21 protein-coding genes and 2 tRNA genes are annotated in these 20,060 nt (G+C 63.7%); 14 read left to right on the top strand and 9 right to left on the bottom strand.

What is annotated here, in order from left to right:
• Positions 1-244: 244 nt before the first annotated feature.
• Positions 245-1,312, top strand: coding sequence for an alpha/beta fold hydrolase (locus QP140_RS08855; protein WP_284759270.1), 1,068 nt, complete (start codon positions 245-247; stop codon positions 1,310-1,312).
• Positions 1,313-1,408: 96 nt separating this feature from the next.
• On the opposite strand, the gene QP140_RS08850 is transcribed toward QP140_RS08855, so the two are convergent.
• The 3 genes from QP140_RS08850 to QP140_RS08840 all read right to left on the bottom strand — a co-directional run bounded on the left by QP140_RS08850 (position 1,409) and on the right by QP140_RS08840 (position 5,191).
• The gene (locus QP140_RS08850) at positions 1,409-2,260 is read right to left on the bottom strand and encodes a hypothetical protein (RefSeq protein ID WP_284759269.1); all 852 of its coding nucleotides are present in this window, start codon (positions 2,258-2,260) and stop codon (positions 1,409-1,411) included.
• A gap of 215 nt (positions 2,261-2,475) precedes the next feature.
• A complete protein-coding gene (locus QP140_RS08845) occupies positions 2,476-3,783 on the bottom strand; it encodes a glycoside hydrolase family 1 protein (protein WP_284759267.1) in 1,308 nt (435 codons plus the stop codon).
• A gap of 61 nt (positions 3,784-3,844) precedes the next feature.
• Positions 3,845-5,191, bottom strand: a complete 1,347-nt coding sequence (locus QP140_RS08840; protein ID WP_284759266.1) for an MFS transporter — start codon at positions 5,189-5,191, stop codon at positions 3,845-3,847.
• A 138-nt stretch (positions 5,192-5,329) separates the two neighbouring features.
• Between QP140_RS08840 and gyrA the strand changes: the two genes are divergently transcribed.
• The 7 genes from gyrA (at position 5,330) to QP140_RS08805 (ending at position 11,170) form a co-directional block, all read left to right on the top strand.
• Positions 5,330-7,846: a DNA gyrase subunit A gene (gene gyrA / locus QP140_RS08835; protein WP_284759264.1), complete on the top strand. Its 2,517-nt coding sequence runs from the start codon at positions 5,330-5,332 to the stop codon at positions 7,844-7,846.
• Positions 7,843-8,424, top strand: a complete 582-nt coding sequence (locus QP140_RS08830) for a DUF3566 domain-containing protein (protein WP_284759263.1) — start codon at positions 7,843-7,845, stop codon at positions 8,422-8,424. The genes gyrA and QP140_RS08830 overlap by 4 nt, the downstream gene beginning before the upstream one ends.
• 103 nt (positions 8,425-8,527) lie before the next feature.
• Positions 8,528-8,604 (top strand) — tRNA-Ile (locus tag QP140_RS08825).
• Between the two features lie 25 nt (positions 8,605-8,629).
• Positions 8,630-8,702, top strand: a tRNA-Ala gene (locus tag QP140_RS08820).
• 133 nt (positions 8,703-8,835) lie between these two features.
• Positions 8,836-9,813: an SMP-30/gluconolactonase/LRE family protein gene (locus QP140_RS08815; RefSeq protein ID WP_284759261.1), complete on the top strand. Its 978-nt coding sequence runs from the start codon at positions 8,836-8,838 to the stop codon at positions 9,811-9,813.
• 2 nt (positions 9,814-9,815) lie between these two features.
• Positions 9,816-10,619 carry an SDR family NAD(P)-dependent oxidoreductase gene (locus QP140_RS08810; protein ID WP_284759260.1) on the top strand — a complete coding sequence of 268 codons (804 nt, stop codon included), beginning with the start codon at positions 9,816-9,818 and terminating at the stop codon, positions 10,617-10,619.
• Positions 10,620-10,831: 212 nt separating this feature from the next.
• Positions 10,832-11,170, top strand: a complete 339-nt coding sequence (locus tag QP140_RS08805) for a transglycosylase family protein (protein ID WP_284759259.1) — start codon at positions 10,832-10,834, stop codon at positions 11,168-11,170.
• A gap of 159 nt (positions 11,171-11,329) precedes the next feature.
• On the opposite strand, the gene QP140_RS08800 is transcribed toward QP140_RS08805, so the two are convergent.
• Entirely contained in the window at positions 11,330-11,614 is a 285-nt protein-coding gene (locus tag QP140_RS08800; protein ID WP_284759258.1) for a hypothetical protein, read from the bottom strand.
• A 65-nt stretch (positions 11,615-11,679) separates the two neighbouring features.
• Between QP140_RS08800 and QP140_RS08795 the strand changes: the two genes are divergently transcribed.
• Together QP140_RS08795 and QP140_RS08790 are read left to right on the top strand one after the other, a co-directional pair.
• Entirely contained in the window at positions 11,680-12,531 is an 852-nt protein-coding gene (locus QP140_RS08795; protein WP_284759256.1) for a sulfite exporter TauE/SafE family protein, read from the top strand.
• A gap of 124 nt (positions 12,532-12,655) precedes the next feature.
• Positions 12,656-14,023, top strand: coding sequence for an MFS transporter (locus QP140_RS08790; RefSeq protein ID WP_284759254.1), 1,368 nt, complete (start codon positions 12,656-12,658; stop codon positions 14,021-14,023).
• Positions 14,024-14,048: 25 nt separating this feature from the next.
• On the opposite strand, the gene QP140_RS08785 is transcribed toward QP140_RS08790, so the two are convergent.
• Positions 14,049-14,438, bottom strand: a complete 390-nt coding sequence (locus QP140_RS08785; protein ID WP_371441319.1) for a carboxymuconolactone decarboxylase family protein — start codon at positions 14,436-14,438, stop codon at positions 14,049-14,051.
• Positions 14,439-14,664: 226 nt separating this feature from the next.
• On the bottom strand, positions 14,665-15,012 hold the full coding sequence (locus tag QP140_RS08780; RefSeq protein WP_012359296.1) for an ArsR/SmtB family transcription factor: 348 nt from the start codon (positions 15,010-15,012) through the stop codon (positions 14,665-14,667).
• Positions 15,013-15,092: 80 nt separating this feature from the next.
• Between QP140_RS08780 and arsB the strand changes: the two genes are divergently transcribed.
• Together arsB and QP140_RS08770 are read left to right on the top strand one after the other, a co-directional pair.
• Positions 15,093-16,163, top strand: coding sequence for an ACR3 family arsenite efflux transporter (gene arsB, locus QP140_RS08775; protein WP_284759250.1), 1,071 nt, complete (start codon positions 15,093-15,095; stop codon positions 16,161-16,163).
• Positions 16,164-16,172: 9 nt separating this feature from the next.
• Complete coding sequence (locus QP140_RS08770; RefSeq protein ID WP_038589864.1) at positions 16,173-16,580, top strand: arsenate-mycothiol transferase ArsC; 408 nt, start codon at positions 16,173-16,175, stop codon at positions 16,578-16,580.
• Positions 16,581-16,586: 6 nt separating this feature from the next.
• Here the strand turns inward: QP140_RS08770 and QP140_RS08765 are convergent, their stop codons facing one another.
• Together QP140_RS08765 and QP140_RS08760 are read right to left on the bottom strand one after the other, a co-directional pair.
• Positions 16,587-16,742 (bottom strand): hypothetical protein, encoded by a 156-nt coding sequence (locus QP140_RS08765; protein WP_158221608.1) that lies wholly within the window; start codon positions 16,740-16,742, stop codon positions 16,587-16,589.
• A gap of 21 nt (positions 16,743-16,763) precedes the next feature.
• A complete protein-coding gene (locus QP140_RS08760) occupies positions 16,764-17,366 on the bottom strand; it encodes a TetR/AcrR family transcriptional regulator (RefSeq protein WP_284759244.1) in 603 nt (200 codons plus the stop codon).
• 89 nt (positions 17,367-17,455) lie between these two features.
• Here QP140_RS08760 and QP140_RS08755 point away from each other — a divergent pair, with 89 nt between their 5' ends.
• Complete coding sequence (locus QP140_RS08755) at positions 17,456-18,460, top strand: ABC transporter permease (RefSeq protein WP_284759242.1); 1,005 nt, start codon at positions 17,456-17,458, stop codon at positions 18,458-18,460.
• A 68-nt stretch (positions 18,461-18,528) separates the two neighbouring features.
• On the top strand, positions 18,529-18,948 hold the full coding sequence (locus tag QP140_RS08750; RefSeq protein WP_038589870.1) for a VOC family protein: 420 nt from the start codon (positions 18,529-18,531) through the stop codon (positions 18,946-18,948).
• 31 nt (positions 18,949-18,979) lie between these two features.
• Here QP140_RS08750 and QP140_RS08745 read toward each other — a convergent pair whose 3' ends face one another.
• Positions 18,980-19,915 (bottom strand): Abi family protein, encoded by a 936-nt coding sequence (locus QP140_RS08745; RefSeq protein WP_284759235.1) that lies wholly within the window; start codon positions 19,913-19,915, stop codon positions 18,980-18,982.
• Positions 19,916-20,060 lie beyond the last annotated feature (145 nt).

Below are 20,060 nucleotides of genomic sequence, written 5' to 3'. Positions count from 1 at the left end.
CTCCTGCGGAGCGGATGGCGGAGCTGTTAGATTTAGCTGAAAGCTAGGAAATGTTGCAACGACCCCTAGAATCCGCCGGGTGTATCCAAGATTATTGGGCGAATCTTGGGTGTATAGCGTGACCGAAAGCTCTTCTTTAGTCTCTGCCGGGTGGCGGGCACCCAACGAGAACTCGAGGCACCAGGCCCACAGCATTATTTTGATATAGGCAAATGTGTTCGGGGGCACACATAACATGTGACGGGTGAGCAAAAATAACGAAGTTTCCGTCGAGGACGTGCACCGCCAGTGGGTGCACGTGCAGATGGCGGACGGCACCACCACGGCCGTGCGCATCTTCACCCCACCGCTAGCGGGCAGCGAAGCCCCAGCTAACCCGGCCTCTGCTGTGACTCAGCCCGGCGCCGAGGCTGGTGCCCAGGCCGGTAGCAAGCCCGGCAGCTCCGCCACGAGCGCTGAACCAGCCGAGCCACGCACCGCCGCGGAGAGCGGCCATGATGGCAAGAGACCCCTGGTCATCCTGTGGCCGGGCTTCGGTGTCGGCGCCCGGTATTACGAGCCGATCGCCAAGGAACTCGCGACCCGAGGCTGGATCGTCGCCATCGGCGAGCTACACGGTCAGGGTGAGTCCACTGCCGCCGCCAGCCGCACCCAGGACTGGGGGTACCACGACCTGGCGAGCTCCGATTTCCCGCGCACCATCCGCGCGGTCAAGCGCCGCTTGGAGCTGGGGGAGAAGTACCCGACGATCATGCTGACCCACTCGATGGGTGGGCAGATGGCCGCGGTGTTCATGGCCCGTCCGGAGGCCAAGGACCTCAATGTTCTGGGCTACATGGGTGTTGGCACCGGCACCCCGTACTACCGGGGCTTCACTGGGCGCACCCGCATCGAGCTCAAACTTGGCTCCCTGCTGATGAGCGCGATCGTGTTGGCCCGCGGCTACCAGCCGGAGGGCCTTTTGGATATCGCCAATTACGGCCGTCAGGCGCGCAACCACATCCTGGAATGGACCAAACTTGCGCAGCGCAATAGCTTTAAAAACCTGCACGGCCAGGACATGGACTACGTCGCGGCGATGAAGGATACGTATACGAATATCCTGCTCACGCGCTTTTCCAACGACGACGACTGCCCCCTCGACTCCGCGAAGAATCTTGCGCTGCTCTTCCCGCAGGGCTGCGTTGCGGTGGAGGAGTACCCCACGGAGGTGGAGCAGCTCGGCCACAATCGTTGGGCGCGCCAGCCGCAGGTCGTGGCCGACCGCTTCGAGCGCTGGGCTGCCACGGTCGAGGCCACGGTCGAGGCCTAGCCCCGAGGGGTTCAAGGCCCTAGTCAGGCCCCGGCACCCTCTAAGCGAAGCGCCCGAGGCAGCGCCCAAGGCTTATCCAGCAAGCGCGGTCGGCGCTTAGTCGTCCTCCGGCGCGGACACCGCCGGGTTCGCGAGCGTGGCGTTGTGCCCCATCAGCACGGCCGGGCCCTCCAGAACCACGCCCGGGCGCATGTGCTTCTTCAGCTCCTCGGTCGCCGGCAGGCAGGCGGTGAGCGCGAAGCCGCGGGCATTCGGGGTGTCCTGAACGACGAAGAACTGCTTGCCAGTGAGCTCATTGGTCGCGCCCCGGATCCCGGCGACGGTGATCCGCACGTGGTTCCAGGGGTTTATCGCGTTGGTCTCGCCGTCGAAGAAGGCCTGCGCAGCTGGGGAGATCAGCCGCGGCTTCGTGATGACACCATCCTCGCGGACGTGCTCCGGGTGGGCCTGCCGCCAGGCCGCCTCGCTGGGATAGAGGTGCATCTTGCCACCACCCAGCGCTGCGGTGAGGCAGAAGTTCACCAGCGGGATCATGCCGTCTTCATCGGCGTTCGCGGCGGTCTTGCTCTCCTTGACCACCTCTGGCCCGGAGATTGTCGAGTAGGAGAAGAAGTCATCAACGGCGCAGGTCACGCGCGCGGCGATCTCGCCTTCGGTGTTGAGCACATCCACGAGCGCGACCGTCGGGGTGATCAGACCCACCCGCGCGGCCGTGGTCTCGGGGTGCATGAGGGAGACCGCGACGGTGGAGTTCTTGTCCCCCATGAAGCGGATCATCCGCGCCCCGGAGGGGTCGATGTACGGGGAGATCATCTTGTAGCCGTGCGCGTTCGCAAGCCCCTGGTTCTGCTCCTCGAAGGACCGCTGAATCATCTGATCCAGTGGTTCCCCGTAGAAGCCGAGGGCTGCGAATTCCGCCTGTGGGGTTGGGAGGACGTTCTGAGCCATGCTGTTCGCCTGCACCTTGCCTTTCGTGTTCTGGCTGGGCTTTTCGAGCCGGCGCTTTCTTCTCCCTCCATTCTGGCAGAGGCAGGGGCGCATTGTTTCACGTGAAACATTCGGGACGCCGACGGGGTGACGTCCTAGAAAAACGGCCTCCCTCACCGCGGGCGGGTTCGATGGGGGCGACGTCCGTCCCTGGTTGCGGTGGTCCGAAAACGGCTCTACCCGATGCGGTAGCGCTGGGGGTCGACGAACTCCCGCTTCGCCTCCCCGGAAATTCCGCCCTCGGCGATGATCCGGCTTAAAAACTCGGCGCTGAGCTTCGGTGTGCGGATCTGCGTGGCGTAGTCGTTGTGGACGAGACCGAAGCGCTGCGCCTCACCGTCCGCCCACTCCCAGTTATCCACGAAGCACCAGTGGTAATAGCGCTCAAACGGCAGGTCAGAGGCGCTAATCGCGCTCAAGTGGTCGTAGATGAAACGGCAGCGGAAGTTCTCCAAACTCGTCGGGCTCCCGTTATCGCAGGTGCCGTTCTCCGTGACCCAGATCGGCGCGGCGTAGCGCTCGTGCATCCAGCCGGCGCACTCGATCAGGCCCTGCGGGTAGATCTCCCAACCGAGGTCATTGACCGGCTTGCCGGGCAGCGTGCCGTCCTCGAAGCCCGCCGACGCCGTGCGCGAGTAGTAATTCAGCCCCAAGTAGTCGTAGTACTTGCCCGGGGAAATATCCGAAGGCTGGCGGCCCAGCACGCCGCGGAACTTCCCGCCCAGCATCGCGTGGCTCAGCTCGTCCTGGAAGAGGAAGGCGCTGGACCGGGAGGCCAGCCGGTGCAGCGGATTACTCTCCTGAGCAGGCACGAAGGCCCGCATGTGGTGCGCGAAGCCCACTCGCGCGCCTGGCTGAATCCCGTGGATGAGGCGATATGCCCGGCAGTGCGCGATCGCCATGTTCCGCATCACCTTCAGCGCCAGCCGGTAGGACTTCTTCGCCGGCGGGGCCTCGTGGAAGAGGAAGCCGGAGGTGGCGTACACATTCGGCTCGTTGATGGTCACCCAGTCCGTGACCAGGTCGGATAGCCCCTTGACTACGTGGCCCACGAAGCGCAGCCAGTGCGCGATATTCTCCGGCTTCTCCCATTCGCCGACCCGCTGGAACCACAGCGGGTTATTGAAATGATGCAACGTCACCAGCGGCACCATCCCGCGCTGTCTGACCAGCGCGATTTCCTCCCGGTAGCGGTCCAAAGCGGCGGTGTTCCACTGCCCGGGTGCGGGTTCGATGCGGGACCATTCGATGCCCATCCGGTAGGTTTTCAGCCCCAGGGAGCCCATGAGTTCGGTGTCCTCCCGCCACCGGTTCCAGTGGTCGTTGGCGCGCAGCGGGCTGGTGCCGTCGGCGATGGTTCCGGGGTGTTGGGCCCACTCGTACCAGTTGTTGTTCCGGTCGCCACCCTCGATCTGCAGGGAGGACGTCGCCGTCCCGATCATCAGCTTGCCCAGCGGCAGGAAGGTGGTGGGAGAGGTTGGCATCGTGTTCTCCTTTGGGTTGTGGGGTGGTCTGTTACTCGCGGTCGGGTGGACAGTCTTGCGCTTAGCGGGTGGCTTGGATTTTTAGGACGAGGACGCCTCCGGCCAGGCACATCGCACCTGCCAGGAGATAGAGCCCCGTGTAGCCCCCGAGCAGGCTGAGAGCGATCGCGGCGATGGAGGGGGCGAGCGTGTTCGGCAGCAGGACGGCGAGGTTGATCAGGCCCATGTGGGTCGCGCGCTCCTGCTCGGTGGGGAGCACGGCGTTGACGAGCGCCTGGTCGATGGCCTGGTACACGCCCCAGCTCAGCCCCAGGATCACAGCGCCAACGACGACGATCGTGAAGGAGCTGGTGAAAGCCAGCATCGCGCAGGCGGCGGCCACCCCGGTGGCGGAGAAGAGGATGAAGGGCTTGCGGACGCCGAGCTTGTCGGAGAACCAGCCGGACCACAGGGCGGTGGCGACCACGCAGCCGGCGAACACGGCCGTGAGGATCAGCACGCCGAGCTCGGGATCGTGGAAGCCGATGCGGTCGCGCAGGTAGTAGAGCAGGAAGAATAGCGCGATGGCTTGGGCCAGCATCAGCAGCAGGCGGGTGAGGAACATCCAGTAGAAGTCCGGGGCTTCCTTCGGGTGGGGGATGACGCGCCGGGCGGCGGCGAGGCCCGTGGGTTTCGCGCTCGCGGCACCAGCTTTGGGCTGCTCAGCTGCTGGTTCAGCACCGCGGGCCGAGCTGGCCGCCGGGCTTGTGTCCAGGCCCGCTTCCGGGTCGGCGGAGCCTGCGGGCCAAGGGAGTGGCTCCCGGTCGCGGGTGAGGAAGGGCACCGCCGTCGCTAGCAGAACGGCGATGACAGCGGCGTAGGCCCAGGGGCGGGGGAGCGCGACGGAGAGTGCGGTGCCCAGCACGATGCCCAGGGTGTACGTCATACCCATCACGCCGGAGACGGTGCCGAACTGCCGATCGGTGACCTGGTCGGGGACGATGGACTGCGTCGGCGTTACCGCGAGGGCGATGGCGAACTGGAAGACCATCCACGCCGCCAGCAACAGGCCGTAACCCAGGCTGCGGGAATCCCCCGGAAGTGTTGCGGTCCATCCCGCGACACCGAGTGCTACCGAGGAGATCGTGATGCCCGCGATGATCCACGGGGTGCGGCGGCCCAGCGAGGAGCGCGTCCGGTCGGAGAAGATCCCCGCGAGCGGGGAGGCGAGCAGGCTGACCAGCCCACCGGCCGTCATCAACAGTGCGAGCTGGCGTTCCTTGTCCTCCGGGAACCACACCAGGATCTGGGCGGAGAGCAGAAGGTTCGTCGGAGCTGCCCAGGCGATGTTCTGGCCGAGGTACATCAGGCCAAAGCGCGAGATCCATCCCCGGGAGACTTCTTGCTTGGGGCTTTGCACAACAGTCACGGGGAAAATCATAGTTTTCACGGCAAACGTTGTGTGCGCTTTTAAGAATCTCCGCCACCGGTCCGTGGGCTCAAAAACTGTGCGCTGACGTGGTAGAATGGTTGGGTCTATTCCAAGTAGAAAGGTTCACCAACTCCAGTGAGCGACGATACTAACGGTGGAGATAACCTGTTCGACCGCATCGAACCGATCGACTTGCAGAAGGAGATGCAGAACAGCTACATCGATTACGCCATGAGCGTGATCGTGGGCCGTGCCCTCCCGGAGGTTCGGGACGGCATGAAGCCGGTACACCGGCGCATTCTCTACGCCATGTTCGACAACGGCCACCGGCCGGAACGCGGATACGTCAAGTCCGCGAAGCCAGTGGCAGAGACCATGGGTAACTACCACCCCCACGGTGACTTCGCGATCTACGCCACCCTCGTGCGCATGGCCCAACCCTGGTCCATGCGCTATCCGCTCGTCGACGGGCAGGGCAACTTCGGCTCCCGCGGTAACGACGGTGCTGCAGCAATGCGTTACACCGAGTGCCGCCTCACCCCGCTGGCGATGGAGATGGTCCGCGACATCCGCGAGGACACCGTCATCTTCCAGCCGAACTACGACGGCAAGACCTCCGAGCCGACCGTCCTGCCCTCCCGCGTCCCGAACCTGCTGATGAACGGTTCCGGCGGCATCGCCGTCGGCATGGCGACCAACATCCCGCCACACAACCTCAACGAGCTCGCGGACGCCATCTACTGGCTCCTGGAGAACCCAGAGGCCGAGGAAGCAGAGGCCCTCGAGGCCTGCATGCGCTTCGTGAAGGGCCCGGACTTCCCGACCGCCGGCCTCATCGTCGGCGAGAAGGGCATCGACGACGCCTACCGCACCGGCCGCGGCTCCATCCGCATGCGCGGCAAGGCCGAGATCGAGGAAGAGGGCTCCCGCCAGGTCATCGTCATCACCGAGCTTCCGTACCAGGTCAACCCCGATAACCTGGTCAGCTCCATCGCCGAACAGGTCCGCGACGGCAAGCTCAAGGGCATCTCCAAGATCGACGACGAGTCCTCCGACCGCGTCGGCCTGCGCATCGTCGTCACCCTGAAGCGCGACGCCGTGCCGCGCGTGGTGCTGAACAACCTCTACAAGCACTCGCAGCTGCAGACCAGCTTCGGTGCGAACATGCTGTCCATCGTCGACGGCGTGCCACGCACCCTCCGCCTGGACCAGATGCTCTCGCTGTACGTCAAGCACCAGATCGACGTCATCGTCCGACGCACCCAGTTCCGCCTCCGCAAGGCCGAGGAAGACGCTCACATCCTGCGCGGCCTGGTCAAGGCACTGGACGCATTGGACGAGGTCATCGCCCTGATCCGCAACTCCGCGACCGTGGATATTGCGCGCGAGGGCCTGATGGACCTGCTGACCGTCGACGAGATCCAAGCCAACGCCATCCTCGCGATGCAGCTGCGCCGCCTGGCCGCCCTGGAGCGCCAGAAGATCATCGACCAGCTGGCCGAGCTCGAGCGCATCATCGCCGACCTCGAGGACATCCTCGCCAAGCCGGAGCGCCAGCGCGCCATCGTCCGCGACGAGCTCGCCGAGATCGTTGAGAAGTACGGCGACGAACGCCGCACCCAGATCGTCTCCGCCACCGGCGACGTCTCCGAAGAGGACCTCATCGCCCGCGAGAACGTCGTCGTGACCATCACCTCGACCGGCTACGCGAAGCGCACGAAGGTGGACAGCTACCGCAACCAGCGACGCGGCGGCAAGGGTGTGCGCGGTGCCGAGCTGCGGCAGGACGACGTCGTCCGTCACTTCTTCGTCTGCTCCACGCACGACACGGTCCTGTTCTTCACGAACATGGGCCGGATGTACCGCCTGAAGACCTACGAGCTGCCGGAAGCGACCCGCACCGCACGCGGCCAGCACGTCGCCAACCTGCTGGAATTCCAGCCGGGCGAGCAGATCGCACAGGTCATTCAGATCCAGTCCTTCGAGGACGCCCCGTACCTGGTGCTCGCCACCGCGCAGGGCCGTGTGAAGAAGTCCCGCCTCACGGACTACGCCACCACCCGGTCCTCCGGCCTGATCGCCATCAACCTCAACGAGGGCGACAAGCTGATCGGCGCGCAGCTGTGCTCCGCGGACGACGACCTGCTGCTCGTCTCCGAGGAGGGCCAGGCCATGCGCTTCACCGCCGACGACGAGACGCTGCGCCCGATGGGCCGGGCCACCGCCGGTGTGTACGGCATGCGCTTCCGCGGTGAGGACCAGCTGCTGGCCATGACGGTCGTGCAGGAAGACTCCGCGCTGTTCGTCGCCACCTCCGGTGGTTACGGCAAGCGCACCCCGATGGAGGAGTACCCGGCGAAGGGCCGTGGCGGCCTGGGTGTTGTGGCCTTCAAGTACCAGAAGTCCCGCGGCAAGCTGATCGGCGCGCTGACGGTCACCGAGGATGACGAAATCCTCGCGATGACCAGCGCCGGTGGGGTGATCCGTACCGAGGTCAATCAGATCCGCGAGACCGGCCGCTCCACCATGGGCGTGCGCCTGGTCGACCTGGATAAGGGAGTTGAGCTCGTCGCTGTCGACCGCAACGTCGAGGAAGAGGCGGAAGAAGAGGTCGCCCAGGTCGAGTCGAAGCCGAAGGACGCTAAGAAGTGACCCCCGAGGGCACTGAGAAAGTGACCTCGGAGGCTAGCGACCAGGCGGCTGACGCGGTCGAGAAGGATTCGGCACCGGCCAAGGACGCGGCCGGGGCCGAGAAGACGGTGGCCGAGACTTCGGTGACCGGAGAGGCGGCGTCTGAGAAGGCGACGTTCTGGAAGGCGCGGGCACCGCGCGGACGGGAGCTGACGCTGACGTCCATCGACGTGCGCTCCGCCGGCCGGCTCGGCCTGGCGGCGGGCTGTGTCACCTTCGCGGTGTGGGTGCTGGCCTGGATGCTCCTGTGGCTCGTGCTGGCGGTGGCCGGCGTGTGGGGCCGCATGAACTCCCTGCTGGCCGACATCGCGGGCTTCGGCGGGATCTCTGGCTGGGGCGTGCTGGGCGCGGTGGCGCTCGTCGGCGTGCTGGAGTTCTTCGTCGTCTGGGGCATCGTGCCGCTGGCTGCGCTGGTGTACAACGCGGCGGCGGACGTCCTCGGCGGGCTGAAGGTGCGCGTCGCGGGCGCGGAGGACGCGGCGGCCGTCCCGGACAACGCGGCCGCGCCGGAGACGTCGACAGCGCCGGAAGAGGCCTAGCTCAAGGCCGCGCGCTCCGAGGTAAGAAAACTGCATAAAACAGGGGCTGAACTGGCGATTTGGTTAATAGCGCATCGCATGGATACACTAGTCCCTGTTCGAAGGGCCTATAGCTCAGGCGGTTAGAGCGCATCGCTGATAACGATGAGGTCGGTGGTTCGAGTCCACCTAGGCCCACCATTCGAACACACTTCGAATGAAGTTCGGGGCATTAGCTCAATTGGTAGAGCATCTGCTTTGCAAGCAGAAGGTCAGGAGTTCGATTCTCCTATGCTCCACAACACGAACCCCAGGTCGCAAGGCCTGGGGTTCCTTTGCGTCTGGGAAATGTGGGGCCTTGCTGTCACACTAACTGGCTGATTTCTTTGGGGAGTCCGCCCGCTTCGGCTTTTCCGGACATATTATGAGCGCATGGTTAGGGCAACGAAAGTTCTTCTCGATGGATACGGCGTCCCCGAGTCACTCCGTTGGCACCAGGGGGCCCTCTATTTCGTGGACATGGCAACCGGCACTCTTCACCGCTGGACTAAATCAGGTGGGGAAGAAGTCTTGGGCGAAATCCCCGGTCGCGCGGGCGGCCTGGGCTTTCTGCCCAACGGTGACATGCTCATCGTCTCCATGGACCAGCACGTCATCTGGCGGCGCAGCACCGACGGCGAGCTGACACAACACGCAGATATCAGTGCTTACTGCGGTGGCCACGCCAACGACATGATGGTCACGCCTGATGGATACGCCTACGTGGGCAACTTCGGTTTTGATTACCACGCCTTCCACCGGGAGAACGCGAACTCCCACCTGTACAAACCACCGGGACCGCCCTCGACGCGAGTGGTGTGCATCGCCCCGGACGGCACGATTGCAGGAACCGGCCCGGACATGCTCTTCCCCAATGGAACGGTGCAACTGCCTGGCGGCTCCGTCGTTATCGCCGAGACCCTGCGCTTGCAGTTGACCGAATGCGATGTTGACGATGACGGCGTGCTGGTCAACCCGCGGCCGTACGCCAAGCTCATGCCCGAATTCCTGTGGAAGCAGCTCAACTCCGGTTCACCGCTGGGCACCATCGTCCGCACGGCCGCCGGCGTGCTGGAAAACCCGCACATCGCCAACGCCCTGCCCATCTCGCTGGCCCCCGATGGGATTGCGTTGGATAGTGACGGTCGGTCAATCTGGATTGCCAATGCCACGCGTGCGGAGGTTGTGCTCGTAAAGCCCGGCGGGCATGTCGTGGAGCGCATCCGCACCGGCAACAAGACGCTCGACGTGGAGCTGGGCGGCGATAACGGACGCACGTTGTTCTGCGCCACCACGATTAACGATGACCCTACGATCGGTGGCCCCGCGCGCAAAGGTTGCATCGAGATCATCGACCTGGAGGGGGCATAAGCATGAGCGTCGTCCTGATCACCGGCGCCGGTCGCGGCATCGGCGCAGCAACCGCTCGCGCAGCAGCCCAGGCTGGCTACGACGTCGCCGTCACGGACATCAACGGCGACGCCGCCCGCTCCGTTGCTGAAGAACTACCCAGGAACGTCCGCGCCATCGGTGTGGACCACGACGTCCGCGACGAAGAAGCGTGGTCCACGGTCTTCCGGGAGGTGGAACGCCAGCTCGGGCCGGTGGACATCCTGGTAAACAACGCCGGGATGATCCACACCGGCTGGGCACGTGACCTCACAAATGATCAACACCGCCAGATGATGGACGTAAATTTCTTTGGCCCCATGTACGGCACGCTGGAAGCCATGCGGTACATGAAGGACCGCGGCGGGCACATCGTGACTGTGTGCTCCATGACGAGCTTCCTTCCCTTGCCCGGCTACTCCTCCTATGGCGCGACCAAGCATGCGTTGCGCGCATTCATCAACACCGTCGCCATCGAGGAGCGCGCTAGCCGCGTGGCGTTCACACTGGTGCACCCGCCCGGGGTACGGACGGAGATGCTGGAACAGGAAAAGCGCGACCCTTCGGCGGTGGCGGCTTTCGCTGAGAAGTCCGTGGGCCCGGAGGTCATTGCCGAGACCATCGTCCGATCCTTCAAGAAGCGCCCGCTGTTCGGCAGGCCAGCAGAGATCGTGTTCCCCGCGCTCGGCGGCCGCTTCCAGCGCTGGGTGGGCGCGCAGGCGGTCCTCATGCGCCTGGCGATGCCCTTCGTTCTCGCCAGTGGGCGGCGGGCGCTGCGGAAAGGGTGAGGGAAAAGGACAGTGACGCGGCACCGTAGCGGCATCATCAGGGAATTATCAGGGCATTTGGATACGCGCAGGTGAGAGGCCTGAATGGGTAACAGCGGGCAGGGTGAAAAGCCAGATTTCCGCGAATTCGCTTGACGGACGGGGGTGCGTGGTGGGTAGGTTGGCGAACTCGTAACCACATCGTTACCGAAAGACGAAGGAGCGAATACTTTATGCGCAAGTCCGTCAAGACCAACCTGACCCGCCTCGCAATGGCAGCCGGCGTGATCGCAGCACCGGCACTGGTTGCACCGACGGCAAACGCAGCAACTGTTGGCCAGTGGGATCAGGTCGCAGCATGTGAGTCCGGCGGCGATTGGCACATCAACACGGGCAACGGCTACTACGGTGGCCTGCAGTTCTCGGCCCAGACCTGGGCGGGCTTCGGTGGCACGCAGTACGCACCGACCGCTGACCAGGCCACGAAGGCGCAGCAGATCGAGATTGCTGAGAAGGTTCTGGCCGGCCAGGGCGCTGGCGCATGGCCGAACTGCGGCGGCCCGGTTGCCTAAGGGGGCTCCGCACATCCTGCGGGGATAGGCCCCGCGCATCTGGACATAGCAATCCGGCAGTATCGCCCCGGCAATAGTACGGCCGGGGTTTTGCTGTACCTGCCTGTACCGGCCGGAGGGCGCGTTAAAAACAAGGTCTAACCCCTCCAGTGAGCAGGATCACAGCCTAGAAAAACAAAGAAATTTCCGGGTGCTGACCTGCGCATTCGCGGGCGAAATGAAATTAAATTTCGCGTTGACTTTTAAAATCTTTTCCAAACCGTTATTATCGTTTTTGCCGGGTTGATGTCTGCCCAACCGCATATCCTCCAACCCCCCCTGATGAGGATGGTTGGGATGTGACTCCCCGGAAGTAAAGCCATCGAGCATCCCCCCCCGCTCGATGGTTTTGCGCTTTCTACCCCAATTTTTCAGGCCAGCGGTGAGCCACGCCCACAGCTCCATCTAGCATGGATGGCACAAGAGTTGAGAGAACTTTCGGCACCACCCTTGAGCCAGGAAGTGAAAGATTGTCCGCTGCACTGATCACCGCCCACGTCCTTGCCATCCTCGTTGGCATCACCATCGGGCTCTTCGGTGGCGGTGGGGCAATCCTCATGGTGCCGATCCTCAGCTATATCGCGGGCTGGCCCACCCAGGAATCCATCACCGGCTCCCTGTTCATCGTCGGGATCACCAGCTTGTTCTCGACGTTCCTGCACGCCCGCCCCACCAAGGAACAGCGGGAACGGGGACATAAAAAAGGAAACGTCCGGTGGGGGACGGGCGTCGTCTTCGGTGGGCTGGCGATGCTGGGCGCCTTCGCGGGCGGGCAACTGACCGCCTTGCTGCCCGGCATCGTCGTCATGACGATCTTCGCCATCGTGATGATCGCCTCCGGCATCGGCATGGTCCGCGGCAGGAAACCGTCCGCACCAGCAGCACCGAGCGCCACGGACGGGAAAGCGACCCCGAGCAGCGTAGGAACCGCAGCGAGCCTGCCACTGACCCGGGCGCAGAAGGTGAAGATCGTCCTCGCAGCCCTCGGCATCGGCGTGATCTCCGGGCTGGTCGGAGCGGGCGGCGGCTTTCTCGTCGTCCCGGCCCTGGCACTGCTCGTGGGCTTCACCATGCCCGCCGCGGTCGGTACCTCGTTGCTGGTCGTGGCGATGCAGTCGGCCTCGGGGTTCTTCTCCCACATCCTCCACGTGGACGTCGACTGGCAGGCGCTCGGCAGCCTCACCGGGCTCGCGATGGCCGGCACGATCCTTGGCACGCTGCTGGGCTCCCACATCCCTGCGGCGAAGTTGAAGCGCGCCTTCGGGGTCTTTGTGCTGCTGATGGCGGCGGTCGTGCTCGCGCAGGAGTACCTGCTCGCCTAGGCGCACGCCTCCTGGTTGAGGCGGTTTAAGCGTTGACTAAGCTGCTTGGGGCTGCCGGCAGGCGCTGGTGAGAATCAGCCACCGGCCACCAACCCCCGAGACGAGCGAAGGAGAGCCACGCGAGATGACCGAACCCACTGGCGCACCCGCAGGGCGTGCACAGCGCGCTGCCCGCCCCAGCATGTTGATCGCCCTGCTGGGGATCTTCTTTGTCGGGCTGAATCTGCGCCCGGCGATCATTTCCGTGGCCTTCGTGATCCCCGATATCCGTAGTGATCTCGCGCTCGGCGCCACCGCGGCGGGCCTGTTGACGACCGTTCCGCTGCTCGCGTTCGTCCTTCTTTCCATGCGCGCCCCAGGGTGGGGACGTCGGTTCGGGCTGGCCCGCACCATCCTGGCGGCCCTCGTGATCCTGATGGTGGGGTTCGCGATCCGCCTGGTGCCTAGCGCTACTGCGCTTTTCATCGGCATGGCCGTGGTGGGCGTGGCGATCACGATCGGCAATGTGCTGTTGCCGGCGTTTATTAAGGCGCGTTACCCGGATAAGGGCGGCATTCTCATGGGCGTGTACACCGTGAGCCTGTATGCGGGCCCGGCCTTGGCCAGTGGACTGACGCTGCCGATCGCCCGGGCCACGGGGTCCTGGCGGATCGCGCTGCTGAGCTGGGGGATCCTCGCGGTGATTGCGTTGCCGCTGTGGCTGCCGCAGGTTGGTCGCGTGAAGCTGCGGCCGGGCACCCCGGCGGCGACGGTGCAGCTCACGGAGAATAGCGGGGTGTCGGGCGCTGCGGAGGGTGCCAGCGCAGGGGAGGAGCCCGCCGATGCCTCCAATGCAGCCTCCGGCGCGGCATCTAGTGCGAAGGCGGCCCCACCGGCAATCGCGATGAGCAGCATGCTGCGCTCTCCGTTGGCGTGGGCGGTGAGCGTGTACTTCGCGGTGCTCTCCGTGCTCTTCTACACGGTCAACGCGTGGCTGCCGACGATGTTCCTGGAGCAGGGACGCGGGGAGAATGCGGGCGGCGAGATGCTCACCGTCGTGAACCTCGTGGCCATCCCGTGCGCCCTGGCGGTGAGCATTTTTGTGCACCGCACCCGCAGCCAGGTGTGGGCGACCTCCATCGGCTCGGTGGGCCTGGGCGTGGGCCTGGCGGGCATGTACTTCGCGCCAGCGCACTTGGGCATGGCTTTCGCGGTGTTCTTCGGTATTGGGCACGGCACTGCCACGGGTATTGCGTTCTCCCTGGCGATGCTGCGCACCCGCACGGTGGCGGGCACGGCGGGGCTGGGCGCGCTCAGCCAGACCGCGGGCTATACCTGCTCCGCGATCGGCCCGGTTGGCGCGGGCGCGTTGCACGACGTGCTCTCCGGCGGGGGAGTGGCCCAGCCGTGGTCCGTCGTCATGGCTGGCCTGGTGGCCCTGGTGGTGCTGCAGTTCCTCGCCGGCCTGTGGGCAGGTCGCGACCGCTACCTGGAGGACGCGCTCAACAACTAGCGCGCTGGGCAGCTAGCGCGCTGGGCTAGCTTCCCTTCGGCCCGAGCTCTTCCTCCAGTACCTCCTGGACGACCTTCATCGCACTCAGTGCTGCAGGCGCCCCGCAGTACCCGGCGGTGTGCAGCACGGCTTCGGTGATCTCTTCGCGGGTCAGCCCATTACGCAGGCCGCCGCGGACGTGTCCGCGCAGCTCACCGGTGGCCCGCAGCGCGACGAGCATGCCAATATTCAGCAGGCTGCGATCCCGCTTCTCCAGGCCGGGCCGGTTCCAGATGGAACCCCAGACGGTCGCGGAGATGTGCTTCTGCAGCTCCTCGCCGTCCTTACCCGCGTTGCGCTCCAGCGCGGCGTCCACGAAATCATCGCCCATCACCGCGCGGCGCATCTCGATGCCGGCCTCGTAGGCGGTGTCCATTGCCTCCGCTAGGGACTCGTTCCTCTTCGTCTCTTCCGTCATGCTCTCGCCTTTCGTGTGGTGTTGTGGTTGTGGTGCTGTGTTTTTTAGCGACGTCGCCCGCCTCAAGCAGGCGCTGACCCCAGCTTAGAACCCGGTGCAGACACGCCCCGCGCAGCGGCACGATGATCGTCTCGGCGTGCTTGGTGATCACCTGCGTGATCGTTTCCTGCTCGTCGGTGGCGGGTCAGTCCATCTGCAGAACGGTGCGCAGCTCTGCGAACAGTTCCGGGCGGACCTGGTGGGTGACCGTCCGGCCTACTCGCACCTTCTCTAGCAGGCCGGCTTCAGTCAATCGTTTGAGGTGGTGAGACACAGTTGGCTGACTCAGCCCAGACCTCTCTGTTAGCTCCCCGACACTGACCGGGCCACATCCCTCGGCCGCCAACCTCGACAGCAGCCGCAGGCGGGCAGGGTCGGCCAGCACCTTGAACAACGTGGCATAACGCTCGGCCTGTTGCTCGGTCAGGGGGCCAGAACCGAGTGAGCAACAGGAGGCAAGATCAGTGAGTGGAAGGATCTGCGGGAGGGTCATAATTGCCATCCTATATTGACGGTCATCTATATGAAGATTATTTTTAGTATCGATAACCATCAATATGTAAAAGGGGTCTTATGACTGTTTCCCATCGCCCGCGCATGTCCTTTTTAGACCGCTTCCTGCCGGTGTGGATCCTTCTGGCCATGGCTGTTGGCCTACTCCTGGGCCGGACGTTCCCCGGTATTAGTGACGCTCTAGGCGCCCTGGAGGTCGGCGGGATATCCCTGCCTATCGCCCTTGGTTTGCTGGTGATGATGTACCCGCCGTTGGCGAAAGTCCGTTACGACAAGACCCGGGAGATCGTCGCCGATAAACGCCTGATGGGCGTTTCCCTCGTCCTTAATTGGCTGGTTGGCCCGGCTTTCATGTTTACGCTGGCCTGGATCTTCCTGCCTGATCAGCCGGAGTTGCGCACGGGGCTGATCATTGTCGGCCTGGCTCGGTGCATCGCGATGGTGCTCGTCTGGTCGGACCTGTCGTGTGGTGACCGGGAGGCCACGGCCGTGCTGGTGGCCATCAACTCGGTGTTCCAGGTGATTATGTTCAGCGTGCTTGGTTGGTTCTACCTCCAGATCCTGCCTTCCTGGCTGGGGCTGGCGACCACCTCGGCCGAGTTTTCCTTCTGGTCCATCGCCACCTCCGTGCTCGTCTTCCTCGGCATCCCGCTGTTGGCCGGAGTGCTCTCTCGACTCATCGGTGAGAAGACCAAGGGCCGTGCCTGGTACGAGGACACCTTCTTGCCCGCGATCTCCCCGCTGGCGTTGCTCGGCCTGCTGTATACCATCGTGCTCCTGTTTTCCCTGCAAGGCGAGCAAATCACCTCCCAACCGTGGACCGTGGCTCGTCTCGCGGTGCCGCTGCTGATCTACTTCGTGGGCATGTTCGCCCTCGCGCTGGTGGTCACGAAGATGTCGGGGATGAACTACGCGCAGTCGGCGTCGGTGTCGTTCACGGCCGCAGGAAATAACTTCGAGCTGGCCATCGCCGTGGCGGTCGGTACCTTCGGGGCGAACTCCGCGCAGGCGCTGGCCGGCACCATCGGGCCGCTTATCGAGATCCCTATCCTCGTCGGCCTCGTCTACCTCATGCGTGGGATCGGCCCGAAACTGTTCCCGGGTGACCCAACCCTGCCCAAATTGTCCTAAGGAGACGTTATGAAGCCCTCAGTCTTGTTTGTGTGCGTCGGCAACGGCGGAAAGTCCCAGATGGCGGCGGCGCTCGCCGAGAAGCACGCGGGTAGCCAGCTCGGCATCCACTCCGCGGGCACCAAACCTGGCACGTCGCTGAACCAGGAATCGGTCGAGGCGATCGCAGAGGCCGGCGCCGACATGTCGCGCGGCACGCCCAAACCCATCGATCCGGAACTGCTGCGCAGCGTTGATCGCGTTGTGGTGCTCGGCGAAGACGCGCAGGTGGACATGCCCGACGACGCACGCGGCACGCTGGAGCGCTGGCGTACCGACGAACCCTCGCTCCGCGGCATCGAAGGCATGCAGCGCATGCGCCTCGTACGCGACGACATTGACGCCCGTGTGCGCTCGCTTATCGACGAACTCCTGTAACGGCCTTTAATACGCCGGAGTCATCGGGATGCGCTGCTTATTGCGGAACCGTGACGCCTGCATGCGTGCCGGCGACGTGCCGCGGTAGTGGGTGGTGGAGGGGGAGGTTGCGTACTTCGGATTGCTGGACGGTTTTCGGGAGCGTTGCTTCTCGATCCTCACAACGCCGCATTGTGGCACGAATTACACGATTGTGCTTTGTGAGTGGTTGCTTTGTGACCCTTCGGCCTGCGCCCGCAGCCCGTCGATAAACACGTCTACGAGCCACCCCCTGCTACGGGCGAACACCTCTTCTGCGATGGTTGGCAGCGGCCGCGACAGTGTGATGATGCCGAAATGGAAGTCTGGGACGTCGAGGTCGCCGGGGCACAGCCCGTACTTTTTCGCCTCCGTGAGGAGGGGACGGTAGAGGGCTTTTACCTTTTCTATCAGTATGTTTCGTTCCTCTTGGCCCATGTGGGGTGCGAACACGGGCAGGAATTCTTGGCCGACGGCAGGGAAGCCGTTGTCCACCATCTCAGTGATGGCGCAGCGCCACGTCGCCTCGGGGGCGCCGGGGAGGCGGGGAACGTGCTTGTCTACGATCGCGCGCATCTTGTCGATGATGTTTTCCAGCACCGCGCGGTAGAGGTCATCCTTGGTAGGGAAGTGGCGGCTCGCGGTGGCAACACCCACCTCTGCTTCCTTCGCAATGGTGCGCAGCGAGACCTTCGGCCCCATCTGGGCAATGAGCGTCGTGGCCGCCTCTACAAGCGCTTTGTGGTTTTCAGCAGCATCTTTTCGCATATCCGGCACTTTACCCTTGACAACCGAAAAATGAAACAATATGATCCACTTCGTAAAAGCGAAACAGTCTGTTCCACTTGGAGGAAACGATGAGCACAACCGTGGTGCAACAGGAAACCGCCACCACCGATGGCAGCCGCATCAACAACACCAACAGCACCGTGAAAAAGACCATCGCCCTGATTTTGGGCCTGCCGATAATCCTCGGCCTCATGCTGTGGGCGTTTCTTGCGCCCACCTTCGCCTCCGGCCCGGACGGGGTGCCGGTGGCAGTGGCGGGGCCGGAGCCGGTCGTTGAGAAGCTGCGTGCTCAGGCGGAGCAGCAGGAGGAGCACCCGGACTTCGTCGTGGTGAGCTCACAGGACGAGGCTGAAGATATGGTGCGAAACCGCGACGCGGTCGGCGCGATCGCAATCGGGCAGGGCAGCGCCACGGTCTACACCGCTTCCGGTAACGGTGCACCGTACGTGCAGATGCTCAATGGCCTTGCCCAGAACATGCAGTCCTCCGGCATGCCGGTGGAGACCGAGGATCTCGCCCCCACGACCGAGGATGACCCGCAGGCCCAGGGCCTCGCGTTGCTCGGCCTGCCGCTCGCGTTCGGTGGCGTGATCTCCGGAATGCTTGCAACCGTGCTGCTTCGTGGCCGCAAGTGGTCGAAGGTCGCAGTCATCACGGGTGTGCCCATCCTCGGCGCGGGTGTTGCGGTTTGGATGCTGCACGGCATCTACGGCTCGCTCAGCGGCAGCGTGGGCATGGAGTGGCTGGCTATCGCTGCCGGCATCGCCGCAACCTCGTCGGTCACCGCCGGTCTTGGCGCACTTCTTGGCGTGCCGGGTGCTGGCCTCGGCGCGGTGCTGACCATCTTTGTGGCTAACCCGCTGGCCGGCCTGGCCACAGGCCCATGGCTGCTGCCGGCCGGCTGGTCCGCACTGGGCCAGCTCATGCCGATTGGTGCGACCGGCTACCTCGTGCGCTCGCTGAGCTTCTTCGACGGCGCGGACGCGCAGGGTTCCTGGATCGTCCTGTGCAGCTGGATCGTCGTTGGCCTGATTCTGCTGGCCTTCGACCGTTCGAAGGAGAAGACCGCGTAGGTTGTCTCCACCCAAACACCCGTCGAGCGTCGGCGGGTGTTTCTCATGTCCTGTTAGATTCGGCGCACATGGCAACGACGACACAGCTCTATGTTTCTTTCCCCGGCAACGCACGCGAGGTGCTGGAGTTCTACCAATCCGTCTTCGGCGGCGATCTTGAGCTGCTCACCTACGGCGAACAGCTGGATCAAGGGGTGAAGTTCCCCTTCGACCCGCCGTGCGAGGCTATCGCCCACGCCACGCTTACCGGTCCGTTTTCCATTTCGGGCGGAGACGACCTCGAGCGCAATGAAACCAGCCTCAACCGGGGCGACTTCGGCTTCACCGCGTACGTGGAGACGCCGGAGGAAGGTGAGGCGCTCTACGCAACGCTTGCCGACGACGGCGGCAACACCGTCATGCCCTTCGCCCTCGCGTCGTGGGGCGACCACTTCGGCGTGGTGGAGGACAAGTTCGGCGTGCGCTGGAACGTGACCAAGCAGGGGTAGGGCTGCTGACCACGTTCGAGGACACAAAGGACTAGTCGATAAGGGTGTTAGAGGGCATTTCCCCGTATCGCGCCGGTTGGGTGATTCCTTTCGCGAGCAACGGGTGGTTGTCCAATAGCGGCTCGATTGTGTCTTCTAGCCAGTTGGTCGAAATGCCTGAACGGGTAGCGACGTCGTCAAGAGCAACAAGGATTTTGTAAACCGAGTGATCCGAGAAGTTGCGGTAAGTGCGCTTGATTCGTCTTGAAGTTTTCGGTTGTAGACCGGGAACATCAAGCACACGATGGTTCCATAGTTGAGCGCAGTGGGCTACTCGGTTACGTAAGTATACGAATGACTTGACCTGGCCGGGCAGCAATTTGCGCGATGTATTCATCGAGTCTGCGATGTGGTCGAGTACGCCAGAGTCTCCGGAAGCCTCTATGAGACGAGACAAGGTTCCAAATGAGAATGCCTCCACAGCAACCCATATCGGCATTCGGTCATAGGCTTCAGGCTTGTAAGTGCGACCTTGTTTGACGTCATCGCGGTAGTGAGCGACGAAAGCTTCTTTGCTGCGATCTAGGTTGGAAAGCGCGTGCTCTTCGACGCGTTCAGCGTCCTGTTGGGGCGATTGAGTAAACCCCTCACCGCGAGCGAACATTCCGGTTACCCCAACATGTCGACCATAGGCATAAGCGAACTTGGTGCGGAGAAGAATCTCCAGAGGGTGCAGCAGTTCATCACAAACGCTCGCAAGTTCTTGCTCGGCATCGTAAAGCGAACGAATATCGTCGAATGAAGTGCCTTCAAAGAATCGATTGTCGCCTTTTGCTGGGTCATGCTGCCAATGCCGAAAGTACCCAGAGAAACGGTAGTAATTGACCCTCGATAGGAACTCGCTTGCAGCGACGTTGTCATCTACGCGCATACCACGCTGGATGAGTAGATCTACTTGTTGGTCGTAGCTCAGCCAATTTTTCGGCATCGGGCATACACTGGGGTAAGGGAGGGTGTCAGGAAGTTTGTGTGTGAGGCTCTGATTGAGAGGGAGTTTCACCGATAATGACTACGGTGTCACCGAAGAAAGGCCATGACCCGGCGAGGGTCAACGAGATCAGCGAGAAGCTGAT

It is taken from the genome of Corynebacterium sp. UMB9976, assembly GCF_030212265.1.
GTDB lineage: Bacteria > Actinomycetota > Actinomycetes > Mycobacteriales > Mycobacteriaceae > Corynebacterium.
The sequence above is the reverse complement of the archived record's forward strand: the minus strand, read 5'-3'. Positions and strand labels throughout refer to the sequence as shown.